Source organism: Klebsiella sp. RHBSTW-00484 (assembly GCF_013705725.1).
In the GTDB taxonomy this organism is placed as follows: domain Bacteria; phylum Pseudomonadota; class Gammaproteobacteria; order Enterobacterales; family Enterobacteriaceae; genus Klebsiella.
In genome coordinates this window covers 3987858-4006319 of the sequence record NZ_CP055481.1, presented here as the reverse complement: position 1 = coordinate 4006319, position 18462 = coordinate 3987858, and the positions used below count along the sequence as shown (strand labels likewise).

Genomic DNA, 18462 nt, shown 5'->3' with positions numbered 1-18462 from the left:
CGCTCACAATTCGCTACCTCACCGGCTCGACTTTCATTAAACTTTGCGCGGTTTTATTTAAATAAGAGATTTCATGCAGAATTATTCGCTTTCGGGCAAGCGCCTCGGACGTCAGGCCTTGCTGTTTCCGCTGTGCCTGGTGCTATACGAATTTTCCACTTATATCGGCAACGACATGATCCAACCGGGAATGCTCTCGGTGGTGGAAGAGTTCGGCGTTGGCAATGAGTGGGTTCCGACCTCGATGACCGCTTATCTGGCCGGCGGTATGTTTTTACAGTGGCTGCTGGGGCCGCTGTCGGACCGTATCGGCCGCCGTCCGGTGATGCTGACCGGCGTCGTGTGGTTTATCGTGACCTGCCTGGCGACGCTGCTGGCGCAAACTATTGAGCAGTTTACGCTGCTGCGCTTTTTGCAGGGCATTAGCCTCTGTTTTATCGGCGCAGTGGGCTACGCAGCGATTCAGGAGTCTTTCGAAGAGGCGGTCTGTATCAAAATTACTGCCCTGATGGCCAACGTTGCGCTGATTGCGCCGCTTCTCGGGCCGCTGGTGGGGGCTGCCTGGGTTCACGTTCTGCCGTGGGAAATGATGTTTGTCCTGTTCGCCGTGTTGGCGGCTATCGCTTTCGTTGGCCTACAGCGGGCGATGCCGGAAACCGCCACCCGGATGGGCGAGAAACTGTCGGTAAAAGAGTTGGGGCGCGATTACCGTGAGGTGCTGAAAAACCTGCGTTTTGTAGCCGGAGCGCTGGCGACCGGTTTTGTCAGCCTGCCGTTGCTGGCCTGGATTGCCCAATCGCCAGTGATTATTATCAGCGGCGAGAAGGCGACCAGCTATGAATATGGCCTGCTTCAGGTACCGATTTTTGGCGCGTTGATTGCCGGTAATCTGGTGCTGGCGCGCCAGACTTCGCGCAAGACGGTGCGTTCGCTGATTATTCTCGGCGGCTGGCCGATTATGATTGGCCTGCTGATCTCCGCGGTGGCGACGGTGGCTTCAACCCACGCCTATCTGTGGATGACCGCAGGGCTGAGCGTTTACGCGTTCGGGATTGGTCTGGCCAACGCCGGGCTGGTGCGCCTGACGCTATTTGCCAGCGAGATGAGTAAGGGGACGGTGTCTGCGGCGATGGGGATGCTGCAAATGCTGATCTTTACCGTTGGCATTGAAGTCAGTAAGCATGCTTATGAATCTGGCGGTAGCGGGATTTTCAGCTTGTTAAACCTGCTGAGCGGGGTGCTGTGGCTGGCAATGACGGTCTACTTCCTGAAGGATAAGAGCGTGGGAAGCTCCCACGATCCTCACTAACTTTCAAAATCACCCGCTGCGACGTTGAGCGCCGCAGCGGGTTACGCCTCAGGCGAACGGCGCTTCGCGATTAAGCACTTTATCAATAATATGCAGCACGCCTTCCTCGTTGTTGTGCGGCGCATCATATCTAGCAACGGCTTTCACCGGGGCGGCGGCGTTTGCCATCGCAAAACCGAATCCGGCGTGTTGCAGCATTTCAATATCGTTGCCGCTGTCGCCGAACGCGACGACTTCATGGTTTTCAATGCCCCAGCGCTCCTGCAAAATGCGCAGGCCGTTGGCTTTGTGTACCCCAGGAATAATCAGGTCGATACTGCCGTAACCCGTAGCCACCGCGGTGACCATATCACCCAGTGCGGCGTGCAGTTTCGGCTGCATCTGCGGGATTAAGTGATCCGGTACGTTGAGGCCGAATTTCAGAATCACATCATCAATCTGATTAAAGTCGTCGACCAGTTCAAGGCGATGATAATACTTTGCCGCGATCGCCTTCAGTTCATCGTTATATTGATTGAGGGTGTAAGCGCTGCGTTTACCGCAGGCGATAATTTCAATGTCAGTTAGCGTTTGCAGATGATCTATGACGGTATTGAAATGCGCTTTTGGTATTTGGCAGTTAAACACGTCGTCCCCGGCGCTGACCACCCAGCCGCCGTTTTCGGCGACAAAAGCAATCTCATTGGCTACCTCAGGGAAGAACGAAATCAACTGGTAATACTGGTTGCCGCTGGCCACGACGAAGCGGATGTCTTGTTCACGCATTCGCTGGTATTGGGCAAGGAAGCGCTGGCGGTTATAGGTTTTGGCATCGCTTAAGAAAGTGCCATCCATGTCTACCGCAATCAATTTGATGCTCATTAACTGTTCTCCATAACAGGTTCGGGTTGTGGTTTTGCTACCGCGCGGGCGACCAGTGCCGCCACCAGGACCAGCGCCAGAACGACCATCATCGCGCTGCGCAGGCCAAAATGCTCGCCGAGGAAGCCCAGCAGCGGCGGGCCGACGAGAAAGGCGAGGTAGCCGGTGATTGCCACGATGCTAACACGCTTCGGCGCATCGGGCCCGGTATCGCTGGCGGCGGAAATAGTCAGCGGGAAGCCCAGCGAAGCGCCGAGGCCCCATAACAGTACGGAAATGCCGGCGACCCACGGGCTATCGACAAAAATAATCAGCGCAATGCCCAGAGCGCCCATCACCGCGCTGGCGCGAACGACGGTTACCCGGCTGTAGCGGTCGATAAACCAACCGCCGGTAAAGCGACCGATGGTCATTCCGAGCGTGAAGCCTGCGTAAATCAAAGAGCCGGAGGTTGGGCTGAAGCCATGACCATCCACCATTAGCAGCGGTAACCAGTCGTTGGCGGAACCTTCGGCAAAGGCCATTGCCAGCACGATTAACCCAATGAGCAACAGTTGGGTATCACGCCAGACCGGCAGTCCTTTTCCTTCGTGGCGTGCGGCTTCTGCAGCATTTTTGCCGGTACCGTCGGGGATGGCGCGAATGGCGATGGCAATAGGGAGGATAGCCACCAGCGCCGCCAGCAGAATATGCGGCGCGGCGGGCAGGCCGAAACCGGTGACCGCCATGCCAATCCCGGCACCGATCAGCGTGCCGAAGCTGTAGAAGCCATGCATCATCGGCAGGACGGTTTTATTCATTTCACGTTCAACGGCAGCGCCTTCAACGTTAATCGCCACCTCGGCTGAGCCAAAGCTGGCACCAAAGATGGCCAGCCCAAGAGCAAATAGAACGGCTGATGTAAACCACAGTGCGACGCTGAGCACCAGCATCCCTACCACCGCGCAGGACATGGTGGCGCGAATGACTTTACGGGTGCCGAAACGATTGACCAGCCACGCGGAGCAGAGAATTCCGCTCATTGAACCTATCGATAGTCCAAATAATACAATCCCCATTTCCGCCGTGGATAGCGTCAGCAAATCGCGAATCGCTGGCGTGCGGGTTGCCCATGAGGCCATGAGTAATCCGGGAATAAAAAAGAACATGAAGAGCGCCCACAGCCGTAGCTGGAGGGCTCTGCGGGAGGTTTGTGCTGTCATCCGTAAATGCCCGTGAGTGAAGAGATGGAGACAACAGTAGCAAGGTTGTGTACATTTGTACATATAGGTTGCTTGCTGCTGACCGCTTTTTTATTGACCTCAATGACTCGATTCAGCCTGAGGGATATCTTAAGCGCGTGCTGTGAGAGTATGCGTCCATTTGAATAAAAGAGGGAAACTTATGGCTCGTCGACCGAACGACCCACAGCGTCGGGAGCGCATTTTGCAGGCGACGCTGGACACGATTGCTATACATGGAATTCATGCGGTCACGCATCGCAAAATCGCCAGCTGTGCCGGTGTTCCGCTGGGCTCGCTGACTTACTATTTCAGCGGTATTGAGGCGCTGGTCGAGGAAGCATTCAGCGTATTTACCGGCCAGATGTCGGTACAGTATCAGCAGTTCTTCGCGAACGTAAGCAACCGTGAAGAGGCGTGTGACGCCATTGCTGAGCTGATTTTTAGCGCCCAGGTTACCACCGCGCGCAATATGGAACTGATGTACCAGCTTTACGCCTTTTGCAGCAGCCAGCCGAATTTAAAAGCAGTGATGCAGAACTGGATGCTACGCAGCCAGCAAACCCTCGAGCAGTGGTTTGAACCGGCAACAGCCCGCGGGCTGGATGCATTCATTGAGGGGATGACGCTACATTTCGTGACCGACAGAGCGCCGCTATCAAGAGAAGCGATTCGGCTGATGGTGGGAAGGCTGGCGGGGGAGTGAGCGGGGCGCAGAAAACAAAAAACCCATCAACCTTGAACCTAAGCGGCGGGGTTGATGGGCTCCACAAAATGGGGACATCAAAGAAAAGCAGTGGCACTACTTATGACTGATGCCAGTAAAAAAAGTTCTGCGAATATGCGTTTTTTTTCTGAAAAAAATTACTGTAGCCCCGGCCAGATGATGACAATCAGCGTACCTGCCAGGGTTAACAACACGTTAGCGATGGCATAGGTTCCGGCGTATCCCAGAGCGGGAATGTTGCTGCGCGCGGTATCGCTGATAATTTCCATCGCTGGCGCACAGGTACGGGCTCCCATCATCGCGCCGAATAGCATTGCGCGGTTCATGCGCAGGACGTACGCGCCGAACAGGAAGCAGATAACCACCGGCACCAGGCTGACGATAAGCCCGGCAGCCAGCATTTGACCACCAACCGCACCAAGGCCGTTATTAATACCGGCTCCTGCACTGAGCCCTACACCGGCCATAAACACCATCAATCCGAACTCTTTCACCATATTCAGCGCCCCCTGGGGGATATAGCCGAACGTCGGATGGTTAGCTCGCAGGAAGCCGAGCATGATCCCGGCAAACAACAGACCGGCGGCGTTACCGATGCCGAAGCTGAACGAACTGAACTGGAAGGTGATCATGCCGATCATCAGGCCAACGATGAAGAAGGCGCAGAAGGCGAGCAGGTCGGTCACCTGGCTGTGAATAGAGATAAAGCCGATACGGTCCGCGACAGTTTTAACGCGACGCGCATCGCCGCTGACCTGTAACACATCGCCCTTATTAAGCACCACGTTATCGTCAATGGGCATTTCGATTTGGCTGCGGATCACGCGGTTTAAGAAGCAACCGTGATCGGTCAGCTTCAGCTGCGCCAGACGACGGCCCACGGCATTGTGATTTTTGACCACGATCTCTTCGGTGACGATGCGCATGTCCAGCAGGTCGCGGTCGAAGACCTCTTTGCCGTTACGAAAGCTCGGGTCGAGACGGGCATGGGCATCCGGGTAGCCTACCAGCGCGATATCATCGCCCATCTGCAACACCGCGTCACCGTCTGGGTTGGCGAGAATGCCGTTACGGCGAATTCGCTCGATATAGCAGCCGGTCTGGCGATAAATACCCAGCTCGCGCAGGTTTTTGCCGTCGGCCCATGCCACCAGCTCCGGGCCGACGCGATAGGCGCGGATCACCGGCAGATAGACCTTGCGCCGGGAATCGTTATCGAGGCCACGTTCACGGGCGATTTGCTGGGCGCTGGTTTGCAAATCCTGGTGCTGTAGTTTGGGCATATAGCGAGCGCCAACAATCAGGCTCACCAGGCCAACCAGGTAGGTCAGAGCGTAGCCAAGACTCAGGTGATCGAGTGAGGAGGCGAGCTGCTCGCTGGACATGCCGAAGTGGCGTAGCGTATCGCCAGCGCCGACCAGCACCGGGGTTGAGGTCATTGCCCCGGCGAGCATCCCGGCCGTCAGGCCGATATCCCAGCCGAACAGCTTACCCAGACCCATGGCGATCAGCATTGCGCTACCGACCATTACCAGAGCCAGCATCAGGTAATTTTTCCCATCGCGAAAAAAAATAGAAAAAAAGTTGGGACCCGCTTCCACGCCGACACAAAAAATAAACAGCATAAAGCCGAGATTTAGGGCATCAGTGTTAATACTAAAATGTTGCTGGCCTAATAATAACGAAACGACTAAAACGCCAATGGAATTACCAAGTTGTACTGACCCGAGACGCAGTTTCCCGAGGCAAAGACCTAATGCAAGAACAACGAACAATAACAGGATGTAATTCCCGTTTAACAAATCTGCGACGTTTATATTCACGAAAGCCAACTTCTCATTTACTAGTAAGTTGTTGAAGGAAATGGTTATTTGGTCTAAGGTTGCTCCAGTGTTCGCGCTGTCACGAACGCTATTCTGGCATCCCGTTATAACCAGCAAAATATAGTCGGTAGTTTAATCCTTCCTGGAGGCTTCGGCTAGTAACAATCGTTTTTGCACTGGCGGGATCTTTAATTGGAATGGACTGCCAGAATCTTTATCTGACTGGACGAAGTGGAAGTTGGTTAGAGGCAAAATCAGGAGGATGTAGTGAAATCTGAGCGTGCTTGGGCCGGTATTATCTGTGGGTTCTTTCTATTTATTGTGGTTTGTTTATCGCTGCTGTTACATATGAAAGGTGCCTTTCGGGCTACCGGTAATCCCGAGCTAGGGCTACTGTTTTTTTTACTCCCCGGCGCTGCGGCAAGCTGCCTCTCACCTGGACAGCGGGTTATTCGTCCCCTTATCGGTGCGATGCTGGCGGCCCCCATTTGTCTGGTGGTAATGCGGCTTTTCTTTGTGACTCAGCGTTCTTTCTGGCAGGAGCTGGCGTGGTTGTTTAGCGCGGTGTTCTGGTGCGCGCTTGGCGCGTTATGCTTTCTGTTTATTTGCGCCTGGCTTGATACCAGACGCAAGCACTCATCAGAAGATTGAGTCGTCTCAGGCAAACAGACCCAGATTCTCTTTCGCCCAGGCTTCAAAATCCGTGCAGCCGCCGATGTGTTTCTGATCGACAAAAATCTGCGGTACGGTTTCTACCGGCTTGCCCACGGTTTTTTCCAGATCGGCTTTGCTGATGCCTTCGGCGTGAATATCAATGTAGCGATAGTTGAAATCATCACGCTCATTGGTCAACTTTTCAGCCAGTTCTTTGGCGCGAACGCAATACGGACAACCTGGACGACCAAAAATTACGGTAAACATCGTTTCTCTCCTTAAATCTCAGCCTGATGGCGAATGGGGCGTATCATGACGCGTTATGCCGACGAGGGAAAGAAGGTTCTGCCTTTTGCTTCGATGGTTTAGGGCTATGTTTGATAAATACTCTGGCGATGAAACCGCTATACTGGCCCTGTTGCGTGACCCGTTTTCGCTGGGTTGTGCGAATTATTTGGACCGGAGGAGTGTTATGCGATCGCCCGCTGCATTGCCAAAAAGCGTGCTGGTGGTTGAGATTCTCGGCATGGTGTTGTTGACGCTGGCCTGGCTCTCGCTCAATCAGTACGTCAGTCTACCCGCACCGTTTTCCAGCCCGACGGCTGCGCTATTGATGATTTTCGCGGGGATCCTGCTGATGCTCCCGGCCGCCGTGGCGTTAATGTGGCGGGTGGCGAAAGTGATTGCCCCGCAGTTGACGCAAACCAAAACCCCACCTTCTTCCTTGTCTGACAGAGAAAAACGAGATGACGCCGACCATTGAGCTGCTGCGTAGCCACCGTTCTATTCGCCATTTTACCGACGCGCCTATCAGTGATGAACAGCGCGCTGCGATTATTGCCGGTGCACAGGGGGCTTCCAGCTCCAGTTTTTTACAATGTACCTCAATCATTCGTGTCACCGATCCACAGCTGCGTCAACAGCTGGTGACAATGAGCGGCGGTCAGAAGCACGTGGCGCAGGCTGCCGAATTCTGGGTGTTCTGCGCCGATTTTAATCGCAATCAGCAAATTTGCCCCGATGCCCAACTGGGACTGGCGGAACAGTTGCTGCTGGGTTGCGTTGATACCGCGATTATGGCGCAGAATGCGCTGGTGGCGGCAGAGTCTCTGGGATTGGGCGGTGTCTATATCGGCGGCTTGCGCAACAATATTGATGCAGTGACCGAACTGCTGAAGCTGCCGCAGCACGTACTGCCGCTGTTTGGCCTGTGCCTTGGCTGGCCCGCGGATAACCCGGACGTAAAACCGCGTATGCCGTCGGCGATGCTGGTGCACGAAAATAGCTATCAGCCGCTAGACGATGCGCTACTTAGCGAATATGACGAGCAGCTGGCGCAGTATTATCTGTCACGTGGGAGCAACACGCGTCGTGATACCTGGAGCGACCATATCCGTCGTACTATTGTTAAAGAGAGTCGCCCGTTTATTCTTGAATATCTGCATAAGCAGGGATGGGCTACGCGCTGATTGCGTGTAAACTGCCCCGGCCTGACGCCAGGCGATTTTGCAAGGTCAGCGTAAATTTGAGTCGTTGTTAGCTATCAAAGGCCCGCCAAAGCGGGTCTTTTCGCAGAGGTACAGGGTGAAAATTGCCATATTATCCCGGGATGGAACGCTTTATTCATGTCGACGCCTGCGTGAAGCCGCGCATAAACGCGGTCATCAGGTCGAAATCCTCGATCCACTTTCTTGCTATATGAACGTCAGTCCGGTGGCCTCATCGATTCACTATAAAGGCCGCCAGCTACCGCATTTCGATGCTGTGATCCCTCGCATCGGTTCAGCGATCACCTATTACGGCACCGCCGCGTTGCGTCAGTTTGAGCTGCTGGGCAGCTATCCGCTGAATGAGTCTGTCGCTATTACGCGCGCCCGTGACAAGCTGCGCTCGCTACAGCTGCTGGCGCGTCAGGGGATTGACCTGCCGCTTACCGGTATTGCGCACTCGCCGGATGATACCAGCGACCTGATCGCGATGGTGGGCGGCGCGCCGCTGGTGGTAAAACTGGTGGAAGGTACGCAGGGCATCGGCGTGGTGCTGGCCGAAACCCGCCAGGCGGCGGAGAGCGTGATTGACGCGTTTCGCGGTCTGAACGCCCATATTCTGGTGCAGGAGTATATCGCCGAGGCGAAAGGTCGGGATGTGCGCTGCCTGGTGGTGGGCAATGAAGTGGTGGCGGCGATTGAACGGCGGGCGAAGGAGGGCGACTTCCGTTCAAATCTGCATCGCGGTGGCGTGGCGACGGTCGCGACCATCAGCGAGCAGGAGCGAGAAATGGCGATTAAAGCCACGCAAACGCTGGGGTTGGATGTGGCGGGCGTCGATATTTTGCGTGCTACGCGCGGCCCGCTGGTGATGGAAGTGAATGCTTCGCCGGGCCTGGAAGGTGTTGAAACCACAACGGGGGCGGATATTGCCGGGCGAATGATTGACTGGATTGAGCGTCAGGCAACACCGGGGTTTTGTCTGAAAATGGGAGGTTAGCAAATGCCCCGCAAACCCTAGCCCAGTGCGGGCGGGGATATAAGGGCGCTAATGTTGTTTTGCATCAAAATTAATCCACAAAAGCACTGTATAAATAACCACTTCATTTCTGACGGTACTGAGATGAAGCGAGCGACTAAAGTACGCATTTACCAGACCGACGAACAGGCCGCATTCTTAAATGCGCAGTTTGGCGCGGTTCGGTTCGCGTATAATAAAGCCCTGCATATCAGCCGCCATATGTACCAGCGTCACGGCGTTTCTCTCAGGCCAGCACGCGATATAAAGCCGTTGCTGGCCGTGGCGAAAAAATCCCGCCGTTATGGCTGGCTCAAAGGTTACGACTCTCTGGCGCTACAGCAAGCGGTGATCAATCTGGACAGGGCATTTGCTAATTTCTTTCAGAAGCGGGCTAAATTCCCCGCCTTCAAAAGCAAACACGGCAGGCAATCCAGCTACCATCCCAACGGAAAGGTACTCACTGACGCTATCCAGTTGCCAAAATTGAAACCTGTCCGGGCGAAAGTTCACCGTGAGATTGTCGGCAAGGTTTCCAGCATCACAATCACCCGCAACGCGGCGGGCAAATACTACGCCTCAATACTTGCAGATGATGGACAGGAAGCGGCAGCAAAGCCGACCTGTATCACCACCGTGGCGGGCTATGATTTGGGGCTATCGCACTATTTGATTGGCAATGACGGTGGCAAGGTGGCTAACCCCCGACATCTGGTCAACGCATACCGCCGTTTACGCCGCGATAGTAAGGCGCTATCCCGTAAGATGCCGGGAAGCGCAAACCGCCGTAAGGCCCGCTTATGCCTTGCCGCGCAGCATGAGCGGGTAGCCAATGCCCGCGCGGACTTCCAGCACAAACTTTCCCGACGAATTATCGACGAAAACCAAGCGGTGATAGTGGAAACGCTGAAATCAGCAAACATGATGAAAAACCGTCGCCTTGCCCGTCATATCGGGGATGCGGCCTGGTCCGGATTTGTGGCAAAACTCGCCTACAAAGCGGAGTCGGCAGGGGTTCACCTGGTCAGACTGGATCAGTGGTTCTCCAGTTCGAAAACGTGCCATTGTTGCGGCCATAAGATGGCGGAAATGCCGCTGAAAGTACGCGAATGGACTTGCCCCGGCTGTTATGCTGACCATGACCGCGATATCAACGCGGCGATCAACATCCAGCGCAAGGGCATAACAGAATTAATGGCGGCAGGACTTGTCGTCAAAGCCCATCGAGGCTTGCATAAGTCTGGCGTTATGCCAGTTGCAGCCTGAGAAGTGGGAAGCCCCGCCGTTTATGGCGGGGAGCAGTCACTTTCCTTTCACGACAGCGTTATGGTACATGACGCTTTTTTTGCGTAAGCTATGGCGTCGCATTTTTCCACAGCAAGAGGTCACAGGTCATATGGATTCACTGGTCGTTCCGGGTCTTGATACGTTACGTCAATGGCTCGACGAATTGGGCATCAGCTTTTTTGAGTGTGATTCCTGCCAGGCGCTACATCTGCCGCATATGCAGAATTTCGAAGGCATTTTTGATGCCAAAATCGACCTGGTGGACAACGTGGTACTCTTTTCCGCACTGGCAGAAGTTAAGCCCTCTGCGCTGCTGCCGCTCTCTGCCGATCTTTCAGCGATTAACGCCAGTTCGTTGACCGTGAAGGCTTTTCTCGATATTCAGGATGATAATCTGCCGAAACTGGTGGTGTGCCAGGCGCTGATCGTCGGTGTCGGTATTACCTTTGATCAGTTCGCGTGGTTTTTCCGTCAGAGCGAAGAACAGATTTCAATGGTTATGCTCGAAGCCAGCGCCAATCAGGTGTTGTATAAGCCTGAGGAAGAAGAGCCCGTCGCTGAGAATATCCAGTACCATTTTCTTCACTAAGCCTGTCTAAAAATAGCGCAGCCACTGCCATAGCGGCTGCGTATTTCCCGCTTTTATTCTGCTATTAACCTTTCTTTAAAGAATATTTCACCGCCATACTGCCGCTTTCGGCTTATCACGTAGACCGTTATTGCATAAAAAATTGATAAAAGCCGTTTTTTTACCTGGGCTATAGCCTCTTATTCTGGCTACAGTTATTCTGACGATGCTTCCAGTTGCGGGCAACCATTCCGGGAGAGGTCCTCTCTCCTTTTCTTAGGCAATGAAAAAATATGCATGATTATTGCATGCAAACAAGTGCGTATATTCAGCCCGCTTGTTAACGGGCATTGAGAAGGAATAAGAGATATGACCGCCTTTGGTAAAAAATGGTTAACAGGTCTGGTTACGGGTGCGCTGATGGCCGTTTCTGCCGGTTCGCTCGCAGCTGAACAAAAAACCCTGCATGTTTATAACTGGTCTGATTATATTGCGCCGGATACGGTAGCGAATTTTGAAAAAGAGACCGGTATTAAAGTGGTGTATGACGTTTTTGATTCCAACGAAGTGCTGGAAGGCAAACTCATGGCGGGCAGCACCGGCTTTGACCTGGTGGTGCCGTCAGCAAGCTTCCTTGAACGACAGCTGGCGGCAGGGGTTTTCCAGCCGCTGGATAAGAGCAAGCTCCCCAACTGGAAAAACCTCGATCCTGAAGTGCTGAAGCTGGTGGCGAAGCACGACCCGGACAATAAATACGCGATACCGTACCTGTGGGCGACCACCGGTATTGGCTACAACGTGGATAAAGTCAAAGCCGTGCTGGGCAAAGATGTACCGCTGGACAGCTGGGATCTGGTGATGAAGCCGGAAAACCTGGAGAAACTGAAAAGCTGCGGCGTCTCATTCCTTGATGCTCCTGAAGAGATTTTCGCCACCGTGCTGAACTATCTCGGCAAAGATCCGAACAGCAGTAAAGCCGATGATTACACTGGCCCGGCGACCGACCTGCTGCTTAAGCTGCGTCCGAACATCCGCTATTTCCACTCCTCGCAGTACATCAATGACCTTGCCAACGGCGATATCTGCGTTGCTATCGGCTGGGCGGGTGACGTATGGCAGGCGGCTAATCGGGCGAAAGAAGCGAAGAACGGCGTAAACGTCTCCTACTTTATTCCGAAGGAGGGGGCGCTGGCGTTCTTTGATGTCTTCGCCATGCCTGCGGATGCCAAAAATAAAGATGAGGCTTATCAGTTCCTTAATTATCTGATGCGTCCTGATGTTATCGCGCATATTAGCGATCACGTTTATTACGCTAACGGTAACAAAGCCTCTACGCCGCTGGTTAGCGAAGATATTCGTAATAACCCGGCAATTTATCCACCAGCTGACGTATTCGCCAAGCTGTTCACCCTGAAAGTACAAGATCCAAAAATCGACCGTGTGCGTACTCGCGCATGGACAAAAGTGAAAAGCGGGAAATAACGACTTTTAATACCGTTGTCCGGTGGCGCTAATGCTACCGGGCCTACAAAACCCGTAGGCCGGGCAAGCGTTAGCGCTGCCCGGCGATACGCACCATAACAGTGCGTTTGCACCAGTTTTGATTTCTGCCGGAGAACACCCCGTGAATGATGCAATCCCCCGCCCGCAGGCAAAAGCCCCCAAAGCGCTGACCCCGCTACTGGAAATTCGTAATTTAACCAAGTCGTTTGATGGGCAGCACGCTGTCGACGATGTCAATCTCACCATTTACAAAGGCGAAATCTTTGCCCTGCTGGGCGCATCCGGCTGCGGTAAATCGACCTTGCTGCGCATGCTGGCGGGTTTTGAACAGCCAACAGCTGGGCAGATTGTTCTCGATGGCGTCGACCTGGCGCGGGTGCCGCCGTATCAGCGGCCTATCAACATGATGTTTCAGTCCTACGCGCTATTTCCGCATATGACGGTCGAGCAGAATATCGCCTTTGGCCTCAAGCAGGACAGATTACCGAAAGCGGAAATCACCAGTCGGGTGCAGGAGATGCTGGCGCTGGTGCATATGCAGGAGTTCGCGAAGCGCAAACCGCATCAGCTCTCTGGTGGCCAGCGCCAGCGCGTGGCGCTGGCCCGTAGCCTGGCGAAAAGACCGAAGCTGCTGCTGCTCGATGAGCCGATGGGGGCGCTGGATAAAAAGCTGCGCGACAGGATGCAGCTGGAAGTGGTCGATATTCTCGAGCGCGTCGGCGTCACCTGCGTGATGGTGACCCACGATCAGGAAGAAGCGATGACCATGGCGGGACGCATCGCCATTATGAACCGCGGCAAGTTTGTGCAAATTGGCGAGCCGGAGGAGATTTACGAGCATCCAACCACCCGCTATAGCGCGGAGTTTATCGGTTCGGTCAACGTCTTTGAAGGGCTAGTGAAAGAGCGTCAGGAAGATGGACTGGTGCTGGATTCGCCGGGTCTGACGCATCCCTTGAAAGTAGACCCTGACGCCTCCGTGGTGGATAACGTCCCGGTGTGGGTGGCTCTGCGCCCGGAAAAAATCATGCTCTGCGAAGACCCGCCAGCGGATGGCTACAACTTTGCGGTGGGCGAAGTTATCTATATCGCCTATCTCGGTGACCTGTCTATCTACCATGTACGCCTAAAAAGCGGGCAGATGATCAGCGCCCAGTTACAAAACGAACACCGCTACCGCAAAGGTGCGCCGACGTGGGGCGATGAGGTTCGTTTGTGCTGGGATGCTGATAGCTGCGTCGTGCTGACGGTGTAAGGAGAGGGCGATGAGTACATTAGAACCTCCGTCAGGCGCGAAAAAGCCGGGCGGTTTTGCGCTGTGGCTGGCGCGCCTGCAAATGGCTCACGGGCGCAAACTGGTGATTGCGCTACCTTACGTGTGGCTGATTTTGCTGTTTCTGCTGCCGTTCCTGATTGTGTTTAAAATCAGCCTTGCGGAAATGGCGCGGGCGATCCCGCCGTATACCGATCTGCTGGAATGGGCTGACGGCCAGCTGACGCTGACGCTGAATCTTGGCAATTTCCTGCAGCTCACCGACGATCCGCTCTATTTCGAAGCCTATCTGCAATCGCTTCAGGTGGCGGGGATCTCGACGTTTTGCTGTCTGCTGATGGGTTATCCGCTGGCGTGGGCGGTAGCGCACAGTAAACCATCGACGCGCAATATCCTGCTGCTGCTGGTTATCCTGCCGTCGTGGACGTCGTTCCTGATCCGCGTCTATGCCTGGATGGGACTGCTGAAAAGCAACGGTGTGCTGAATAACTTCCTGTTGTGGCTGGGGGTTATCGATCAGCCGCTGGAGATCCTGCACACCAACCTTGCGGTCTATATCGGCATTGTATACGCCTATCTGCCGTTTATGGTGCTGCCGATTTATACCGCTCTGACGCGCATTGATTACTCACTGGTCGAGGCGTCGCTGGATCTGGGGGCGCGTCCGCTGAAAACCTTCTTCCAGGTCATTGTTCCGCTGACCAAAGGCGGCATTATCGCCGGGTCGATGCTGGTGTTTATTCCGGCGGTAGGGGAGTTCGTGATTCCGGAACTGTTGGGCGGCCCGGACAGCATTATGATTGGCCGCGTGCTGTGGCAGGAGTTCTTTAATAACCGTGACTGGCCGGTGGCCTCGGCGGTAGCGATTGTGATGCTGTTGCTGCTGATCGTACCGATCATGTGGTTCCACAAGCATCAGCAAAAACAGGGAGGAGAACACGGATGAGTGATTTGCCGGTAGTCCGTTCGCCGTGGCGAATTTTAATTCTGGTGCTTGGCTTTACCTTCCTGTACGCGCCGATGCTCATGCTGGTGATTTACTCGTTCAACAGCTCGAAGCTGGTGACGGTCTGGGCCGGGTGGTCGACGCGCTGGTATCGCGAGCTTTTTCATGACGATGCGATGATGAGCGCGGTGGGACTGAGCCTGACCATTGCCGCCTGCGCCGCGACGGCGGCGGTGATCCTTGGCACCATTGCTGCGGTGGTGATGGTGCGTTTTGGCCGCTTTCGCGGTTCAAACGGTTTTGCCTTTATGATTACCGCGCCGCTGGTGATGCCTGATGTGATAACCGGTTTGTCGCTGCTGCTGCTGTTTGTGGCGCTGGGGCACTCTATTGGCTGGCCGTCGGATCGCGGAATGCTGACCATCTGGCTGGCGCACGTCACCTTTTGTACCGCTTATGTGGCGGTGGTGATTTCGTCGCGTCTGCGCGAGCTGGACCACTCTATCGAAGAGGCGGCAATGGATCTGGGGGCTGCGCCGCTGAAGGTCTTTTTCGTCATTACGCTGCCGATGATTATGCCGGCAGTGGTCTCCGGCTGGCTGTTGGCGTTTACCTTGTCTCTGGACGATTTGGTGATTGCCAGCTTTGTTTCCGGGCCGGGCGCGACGACGTTGCCGATGCTGGTCTTCTCCAGCGTGCGCATGGGCGTGAACCCGGAGATTAACGCCCTGGCGACCTTAATCCTCGGCGTGGTCGGAATTGTCGGTTTTATCGCCTGGTATTTGATGGCGCGCGCAGAAAAGCAGCGGGTGCGCGATATTCAGCGTGCAAGAAGGGGCTGAACCACCTATACCCGTCATACTTCAAGTTGCTTATGTGTTGGCTACGCTCGCTCACCCCAGTCACATAGTTATCTATGCTCCTGGGGACTCCCTCCCTTGCCGCCTTTAAGCAACTCGAATTATTTAGGGTATAATATCTGCAATAGAGTTAACATCGGCGCCGCATTTGTGGCGCCGTTTTCATGGAAGACTTTACGTTGGGATTGTTTACAAAAACGCACTCGTCTCATGCTCGTCTTAACGTTCCTGCACTGGTGCAGGTGGCGGCTTTCGCCATTATTTTGATCCGTGGTCTGGATCTGTTGATGATCCTCAATCAGCTTGGCGTCAGAGGGATCGCGGAGTTTATCCATCGCAGCGTGCAGACGTGGCCGTTGACGTTGGTCTTTCTCTCAAGTCTGGTGCTGGTGTTCGTTGAAATCTGGTGTGCGTTTTCGCTGGTAAAAGGGCGTAACTGGGCGCGCTGGCTGTATCTGCTGACTCAGGTTATCGTCATCGGCTATCTGTGGGCCGCATCGCTGGGTTACGGTTATCCAGAGCTATTTAGCATCGCCGGAGAATCGAAGCGCGAAATCTTCCGCTCGCTGATGATGCAAAAACTGCCGGATTTGCTGGTGCTGGTGCTGCTGTTTGTCCCGGCCCCGTGTCGACGCTTTTTCCGTTTACAGTAACGGTGATACAATCCCCGCCCCTGTTTTTTTGAAGGTCTTCTTATGCACTGCGCACTTTATGACGCGGGCCGCTGTCGCTCCTGTCAGTGGCTGGAACTACCGGTACCGCAACAGCTCGCCGATAAAATGGTCGACCTGCATAGGCTGTTGGCGGAGATTCCGGTAGCTAACTGGTGCGCACCGGTTTGTGGCCCGGAAGCCGGGTTTCGCAATAAAGCCAAAATGGTGGTCAGCGGCAGCGTTGAGCGTCCGCTCCTTGGCATGCTGCACCGCGATGGTACCCCGGAAGATCTCACCGATTGCCCGCTATATCCCGAAAGTTTTGCGCCAGTGTTTGCCGCGCTTAAACCGTTTATCGCCCGCGCCGGACTCACGCCCTATAACGTTGCCCGCAAACGCGGCGAGCTGAAGTATCTTCTGCTTACCGAAAGCCAGCAGGACGGCGGCATGATGCTGCGCTTTGTCCTGCGCTCAGAGGCCAAGCTTGACCAGTTGCGCGCCGCGCTGCCGGAGCTACAGGCTCAGTTGCCGCAGTTGAAAGTGATTACCGCCAACGTTCAGCCGGTGCATATGGCGATTATGGAAGGGGAGCAGGAAATTTTTCTTACTGACCAACAGGCGCTGGCGGAAAATTTCAACGGCGTGCCGCTGTGGATCCGTCCGCAAAGTTTCTTTCAAACTAACCCGGTGGTTGCCAGCCAGCTGTACGCCACCGCCCGTGACTGGGTGCGTGAACTGCCGGTCAACCATATGTGGGATCTCTTCTGCGGGGTCGGCGGCTTTGGCCTGCACTGCGCCACGCCGCAGATGCGCCTGACCGGGATTGAAATCGCTCCGGAGGCCATCGCCTGCGCGAAGCAGTCGGCGGCGGAGCTTGGCTTGCATAACCTGCATTTTCAGGCGCTTGACTCCACGCAGTTCGCCACTGGCGAAGGGGAAGTTCCCGACCTGGTGCTGGTGAATCCGCCGCGTCGTGGTATCGGCAACGAGCTGTGTGACTAGTCCTGATATAGGTTGACAGTTTTCTGTCGATAAAACGCCTGATGAACATCATCGGGCGTTTTGTACTTCAGGGCCAGATGTGGCCGCTCATGGTTATAAATTCCCACCGACTCTTTTACCATCATTCTGGCTTGTGCCAGATCGGCTGGACGCGAGAGTAAAAACTCATTTTTCAGGATACCGTTTATTCGCTCTGCCAGTGCATTCTGGTAGCAGTCGTAACCATCGGTCATTGAACAGGTTATCCCGTTTCTTTCATGGACTGACTGATAGAGCGCTGAACAGTATTGCAGCCCTCTGTCAGAATGATGTACCAGCGGACCTGTCGTTTTTCTCCGCCTCAGCGCCTGTCTGAACGCTTTTACCACGTTTTCTGTCTGCAGGTTTTCCCCGACATGGTAACCCACGATTTTTCTGGAGCAGGCATCGGTGACCAGACTCAGATAGGCCGTGCCGCTACGTAGCGGAAGGTAAGTAATATCGGCAACCCAGACCTGCTCCGGCTCAAGGGCGATAACCTGTTCAGGGCCGGGTTTCAGCAGGTTAGGATGCCAGTGAAAGCGATGATGGCTGTTGGTGGTTTTGTGATATGCCCGTTTCACCGGCACCAGGAGCCGGTATTCATCCAGCAAGTTAAACAGCTGGTCCCGCCCGATATTCAGCGTTTTATCGGCCTGAGTATTCAGCAGATAGTGCAGTTTACGCGTACCGATTCTCGGCTGACGACACCGGATGCGGGCAACAAATTCCAGAACCTGAGCATGATGTTCCTGCCGTTTTCTGCGCCTTGTGTTGTCCTGGTACCATGCCTGTCTGCTGTGCCCCAGGAACTGGCATGCACGCGTAACGGTTATTTTCGGGATCGGACTTTGCGCGAGGACTTGCCGGGCCGCTTTTTTACGATGCTCACCCCATAATCATTTTTCAGAACATTGATAACCGACTCAAAAAACTCAGCTTTCTGGTTTGCCAGCTCAAGCTGTTCTTCAAGTTCCCTGATTCTTTGCTCGGGTGTAAGCGGGACAGTCGTCTGAGCCACAGGCAGTTTCCTCTTCACCAGGTCAGGAAGTCCGGGGCTCCAGTCAAGCCGGCCATATTTACGCAGCCAGACAAGAACGGTGGAGCGCCCCTGAATGCCATACCGCTGCTGAGCCTGTTTATAGGTCATCTCGCCTTTTTCAACCTGTTCAACAACGGCTATTTTAAAGGATAGAGGATAATCACGTTGGGTGCGTTTGAACTCAGTCATCATCACGTTCTCCGGATTTAAG

At 54.5% G+C, this 18462-nt stretch carries 18 protein-coding genes and 1 pseudogene; 14 read left to right on the top strand and 5 right to left on the bottom strand.

All coding sequences use genetic code 11. The features are described 5' to 3' along the window. Positions 1-73: 73 nt before the first annotated feature. On the top strand, positions 74-1309 hold the full coding sequence (locus tag HV213_RS18975) for an MFS transporter (RefSeq protein WP_181482891.1): 1236 nt from the start codon (positions 74-76) through the stop codon (positions 1307-1309). Positions 1310-1357: 48 nt separating this feature from the next. On the opposite strand, the gene HV213_RS18970 is transcribed toward HV213_RS18975, so the two are convergent. Then, positions 1358-2170: a Cof-type HAD-IIB family hydrolase gene (locus HV213_RS18970; RefSeq protein WP_181482890.1), complete on the bottom strand. Its 813-nt coding sequence runs from the start codon at positions 2168-2170 to the stop codon at positions 1358-1360. Continuing rightward, the gene (locus tag HV213_RS18965; RefSeq protein ID WP_181482889.1) at positions 2170-3372 is read right to left on the bottom strand and encodes an MFS transporter; all 1203 of its coding nucleotides are present in this window, start codon (positions 3370-3372) and stop codon (positions 2170-2172) included. The genes HV213_RS18970 and HV213_RS18965 overlap by 1 nt, the downstream gene beginning before the upstream one ends. 181 nt (positions 3373-3553) lie before the next feature. Here HV213_RS18965 and HV213_RS18960 point away from each other — a divergent pair, with 181 nt between their 5' ends. Continuing rightward, positions 3554-4096: a TetR/AcrR family transcriptional regulator gene (locus tag HV213_RS18960; RefSeq protein ID WP_181482888.1), complete on the top strand. Its 543-nt coding sequence runs from the start codon at positions 3554-3556 to the stop codon at positions 4094-4096. A gap of 158 nt (positions 4097-4254) precedes the next feature. Here HV213_RS18960 and HV213_RS18955 read toward each other — a convergent pair whose 3' ends face one another. Beyond that, positions 4255-5940 carry an aspartate:alanine antiporter gene (locus HV213_RS18955; RefSeq protein ID WP_181482887.1) on the bottom strand — a complete coding sequence of 562 codons (1686 nt, stop codon included), beginning with the start codon at positions 5938-5940 and terminating at the stop codon, positions 4255-4257. A gap of 267 nt (positions 5941-6207) precedes the next feature. Between HV213_RS18955 and ybjM the strand changes: the two genes are divergently transcribed. After that, positions 6208-6591, top strand: coding sequence for an inner membrane protein YbjM (gene ybjM, locus HV213_RS18950; protein ID WP_110275284.1), 384 nt, complete (start codon positions 6208-6210; stop codon positions 6589-6591). 6 nt (positions 6592-6597) lie between these two features. Here the strand turns inward: ybjM and HV213_RS18945 are convergent, their stop codons facing one another. Beyond that, complete coding sequence (locus HV213_RS18945; RefSeq protein WP_110275282.1) at positions 6598-6861, bottom strand: GrxA family glutaredoxin; 264 nt, start codon at positions 6859-6861, stop codon at positions 6598-6600. Positions 6862-7066: 205 nt separating this feature from the next. Between HV213_RS18945 and HV213_RS18940 the strand changes: the two genes are divergently transcribed. The 11 genes and pseudogenes from HV213_RS18940 to rlmC all read left to right on the top strand — a co-directional run. Beyond that, positions 7067-7357 carry a YbjC family protein gene (locus HV213_RS18940; RefSeq protein ID WP_181482886.1) on the top strand — a complete coding sequence of 97 codons (291 nt, stop codon included), beginning with the start codon at positions 7067-7069 and terminating at the stop codon, positions 7355-7357. After that, positions 7341-8063, top strand: a complete 723-nt coding sequence (gene nfsA / locus HV213_RS18935; RefSeq protein ID WP_181482885.1) for a nitroreductase NfsA — start codon at positions 7341-7343, stop codon at positions 8061-8063. The genes HV213_RS18940 and nfsA overlap by 17 nt, the downstream gene beginning before the upstream one ends. Before the next feature lie 115 nt (positions 8064-8178). Then, positions 8179-9081, top strand: a complete 903-nt coding sequence (gene rimK / locus HV213_RS18930; RefSeq protein ID WP_112214686.1) for a 30S ribosomal protein S6--L-glutamate ligase — start codon at positions 8179-8181, stop codon at positions 9079-9081. Positions 9082-9204: 123 nt separating this feature from the next. Further along, complete coding sequence (locus HV213_RS18925) at positions 9205-10365, top strand: RNA-guided endonuclease TnpB family protein (RefSeq protein WP_181482884.1); 1161 nt, start codon at positions 9205-9207, stop codon at positions 10363-10365. 130 nt (positions 10366-10495) lie between these two features. Beyond that, positions 10496-10975, top strand: a complete 480-nt coding sequence (locus HV213_RS18920) for a type III secretion system chaperone family protein (protein WP_181482883.1) — start codon at positions 10496-10498, stop codon at positions 10973-10975. Positions 10976-11323: 348 nt separating this feature from the next. Then, complete coding sequence (gene potF, locus HV213_RS18915; protein WP_181482882.1) at positions 11324-12436, top strand: spermidine/putrescine ABC transporter substrate-binding protein PotF; 1113 nt, start codon at positions 11324-11326, stop codon at positions 12434-12436. A 142-nt stretch (positions 12437-12578) separates the two neighbouring features. Beyond that, a complete protein-coding gene (potG, locus tag HV213_RS18910) occupies positions 12579-13712 on the top strand; it encodes a putrescine ABC transporter ATP-binding subunit PotG (protein WP_181482881.1) in 1134 nt (377 codons plus the stop codon). A gap of 10 nt (positions 13713-13722) precedes the next feature. Then, on the top strand, positions 13723-14676 hold the full coding sequence (gene potH, locus HV213_RS18905; RefSeq protein WP_181482880.1) for a putrescine ABC transporter permease PotH: 954 nt from the start codon (positions 13723-13725) through the stop codon (positions 14674-14676). Then, positions 14673-15518 carry a putrescine ABC transporter permease PotI gene (gene potI / locus HV213_RS18900; protein WP_181482879.1) on the top strand — a complete coding sequence of 282 codons (846 nt, stop codon included), beginning with the start codon at positions 14673-14675 and terminating at the stop codon, positions 15516-15518. The genes potH and potI overlap by 4 nt, the downstream gene beginning before the upstream one ends. A gap of 182 nt (positions 15519-15700) precedes the next feature. After that, complete coding sequence (locus HV213_RS18895; RefSeq protein WP_110275267.1) at positions 15701-16189, top strand: YbjO family protein; 489 nt, start codon at positions 15701-15703, stop codon at positions 16187-16189. 42 nt (positions 16190-16231) lie between these two features. Then, positions 16232-17188, top strand: a pseudogene (gene rlmC / locus HV213_RS18890) (23S rRNA (uracil(747)-C(5))-methyltransferase RlmC); the annotation flags it as partial. On the opposite strand, the gene HV213_RS18885 reads toward rlmC, so the two are convergent. After that, a protein-coding gene (locus HV213_RS18885) for an IS3 family transposase (RefSeq protein ID WP_181482878.1) occupies positions 17188-18443 on the bottom strand; the annotation gives its coding sequence in 2 pieces (ribosomal slippage) (positions 17188-18092 and positions 18092-18443; 1257 coding nt in all). The pseudogene rlmC and the gene HV213_RS18885 sit on opposite strands and share 1 nt — an antisense overlap. Between the last annotated feature and the right edge of the window lie 19 nt (positions 18444-18462).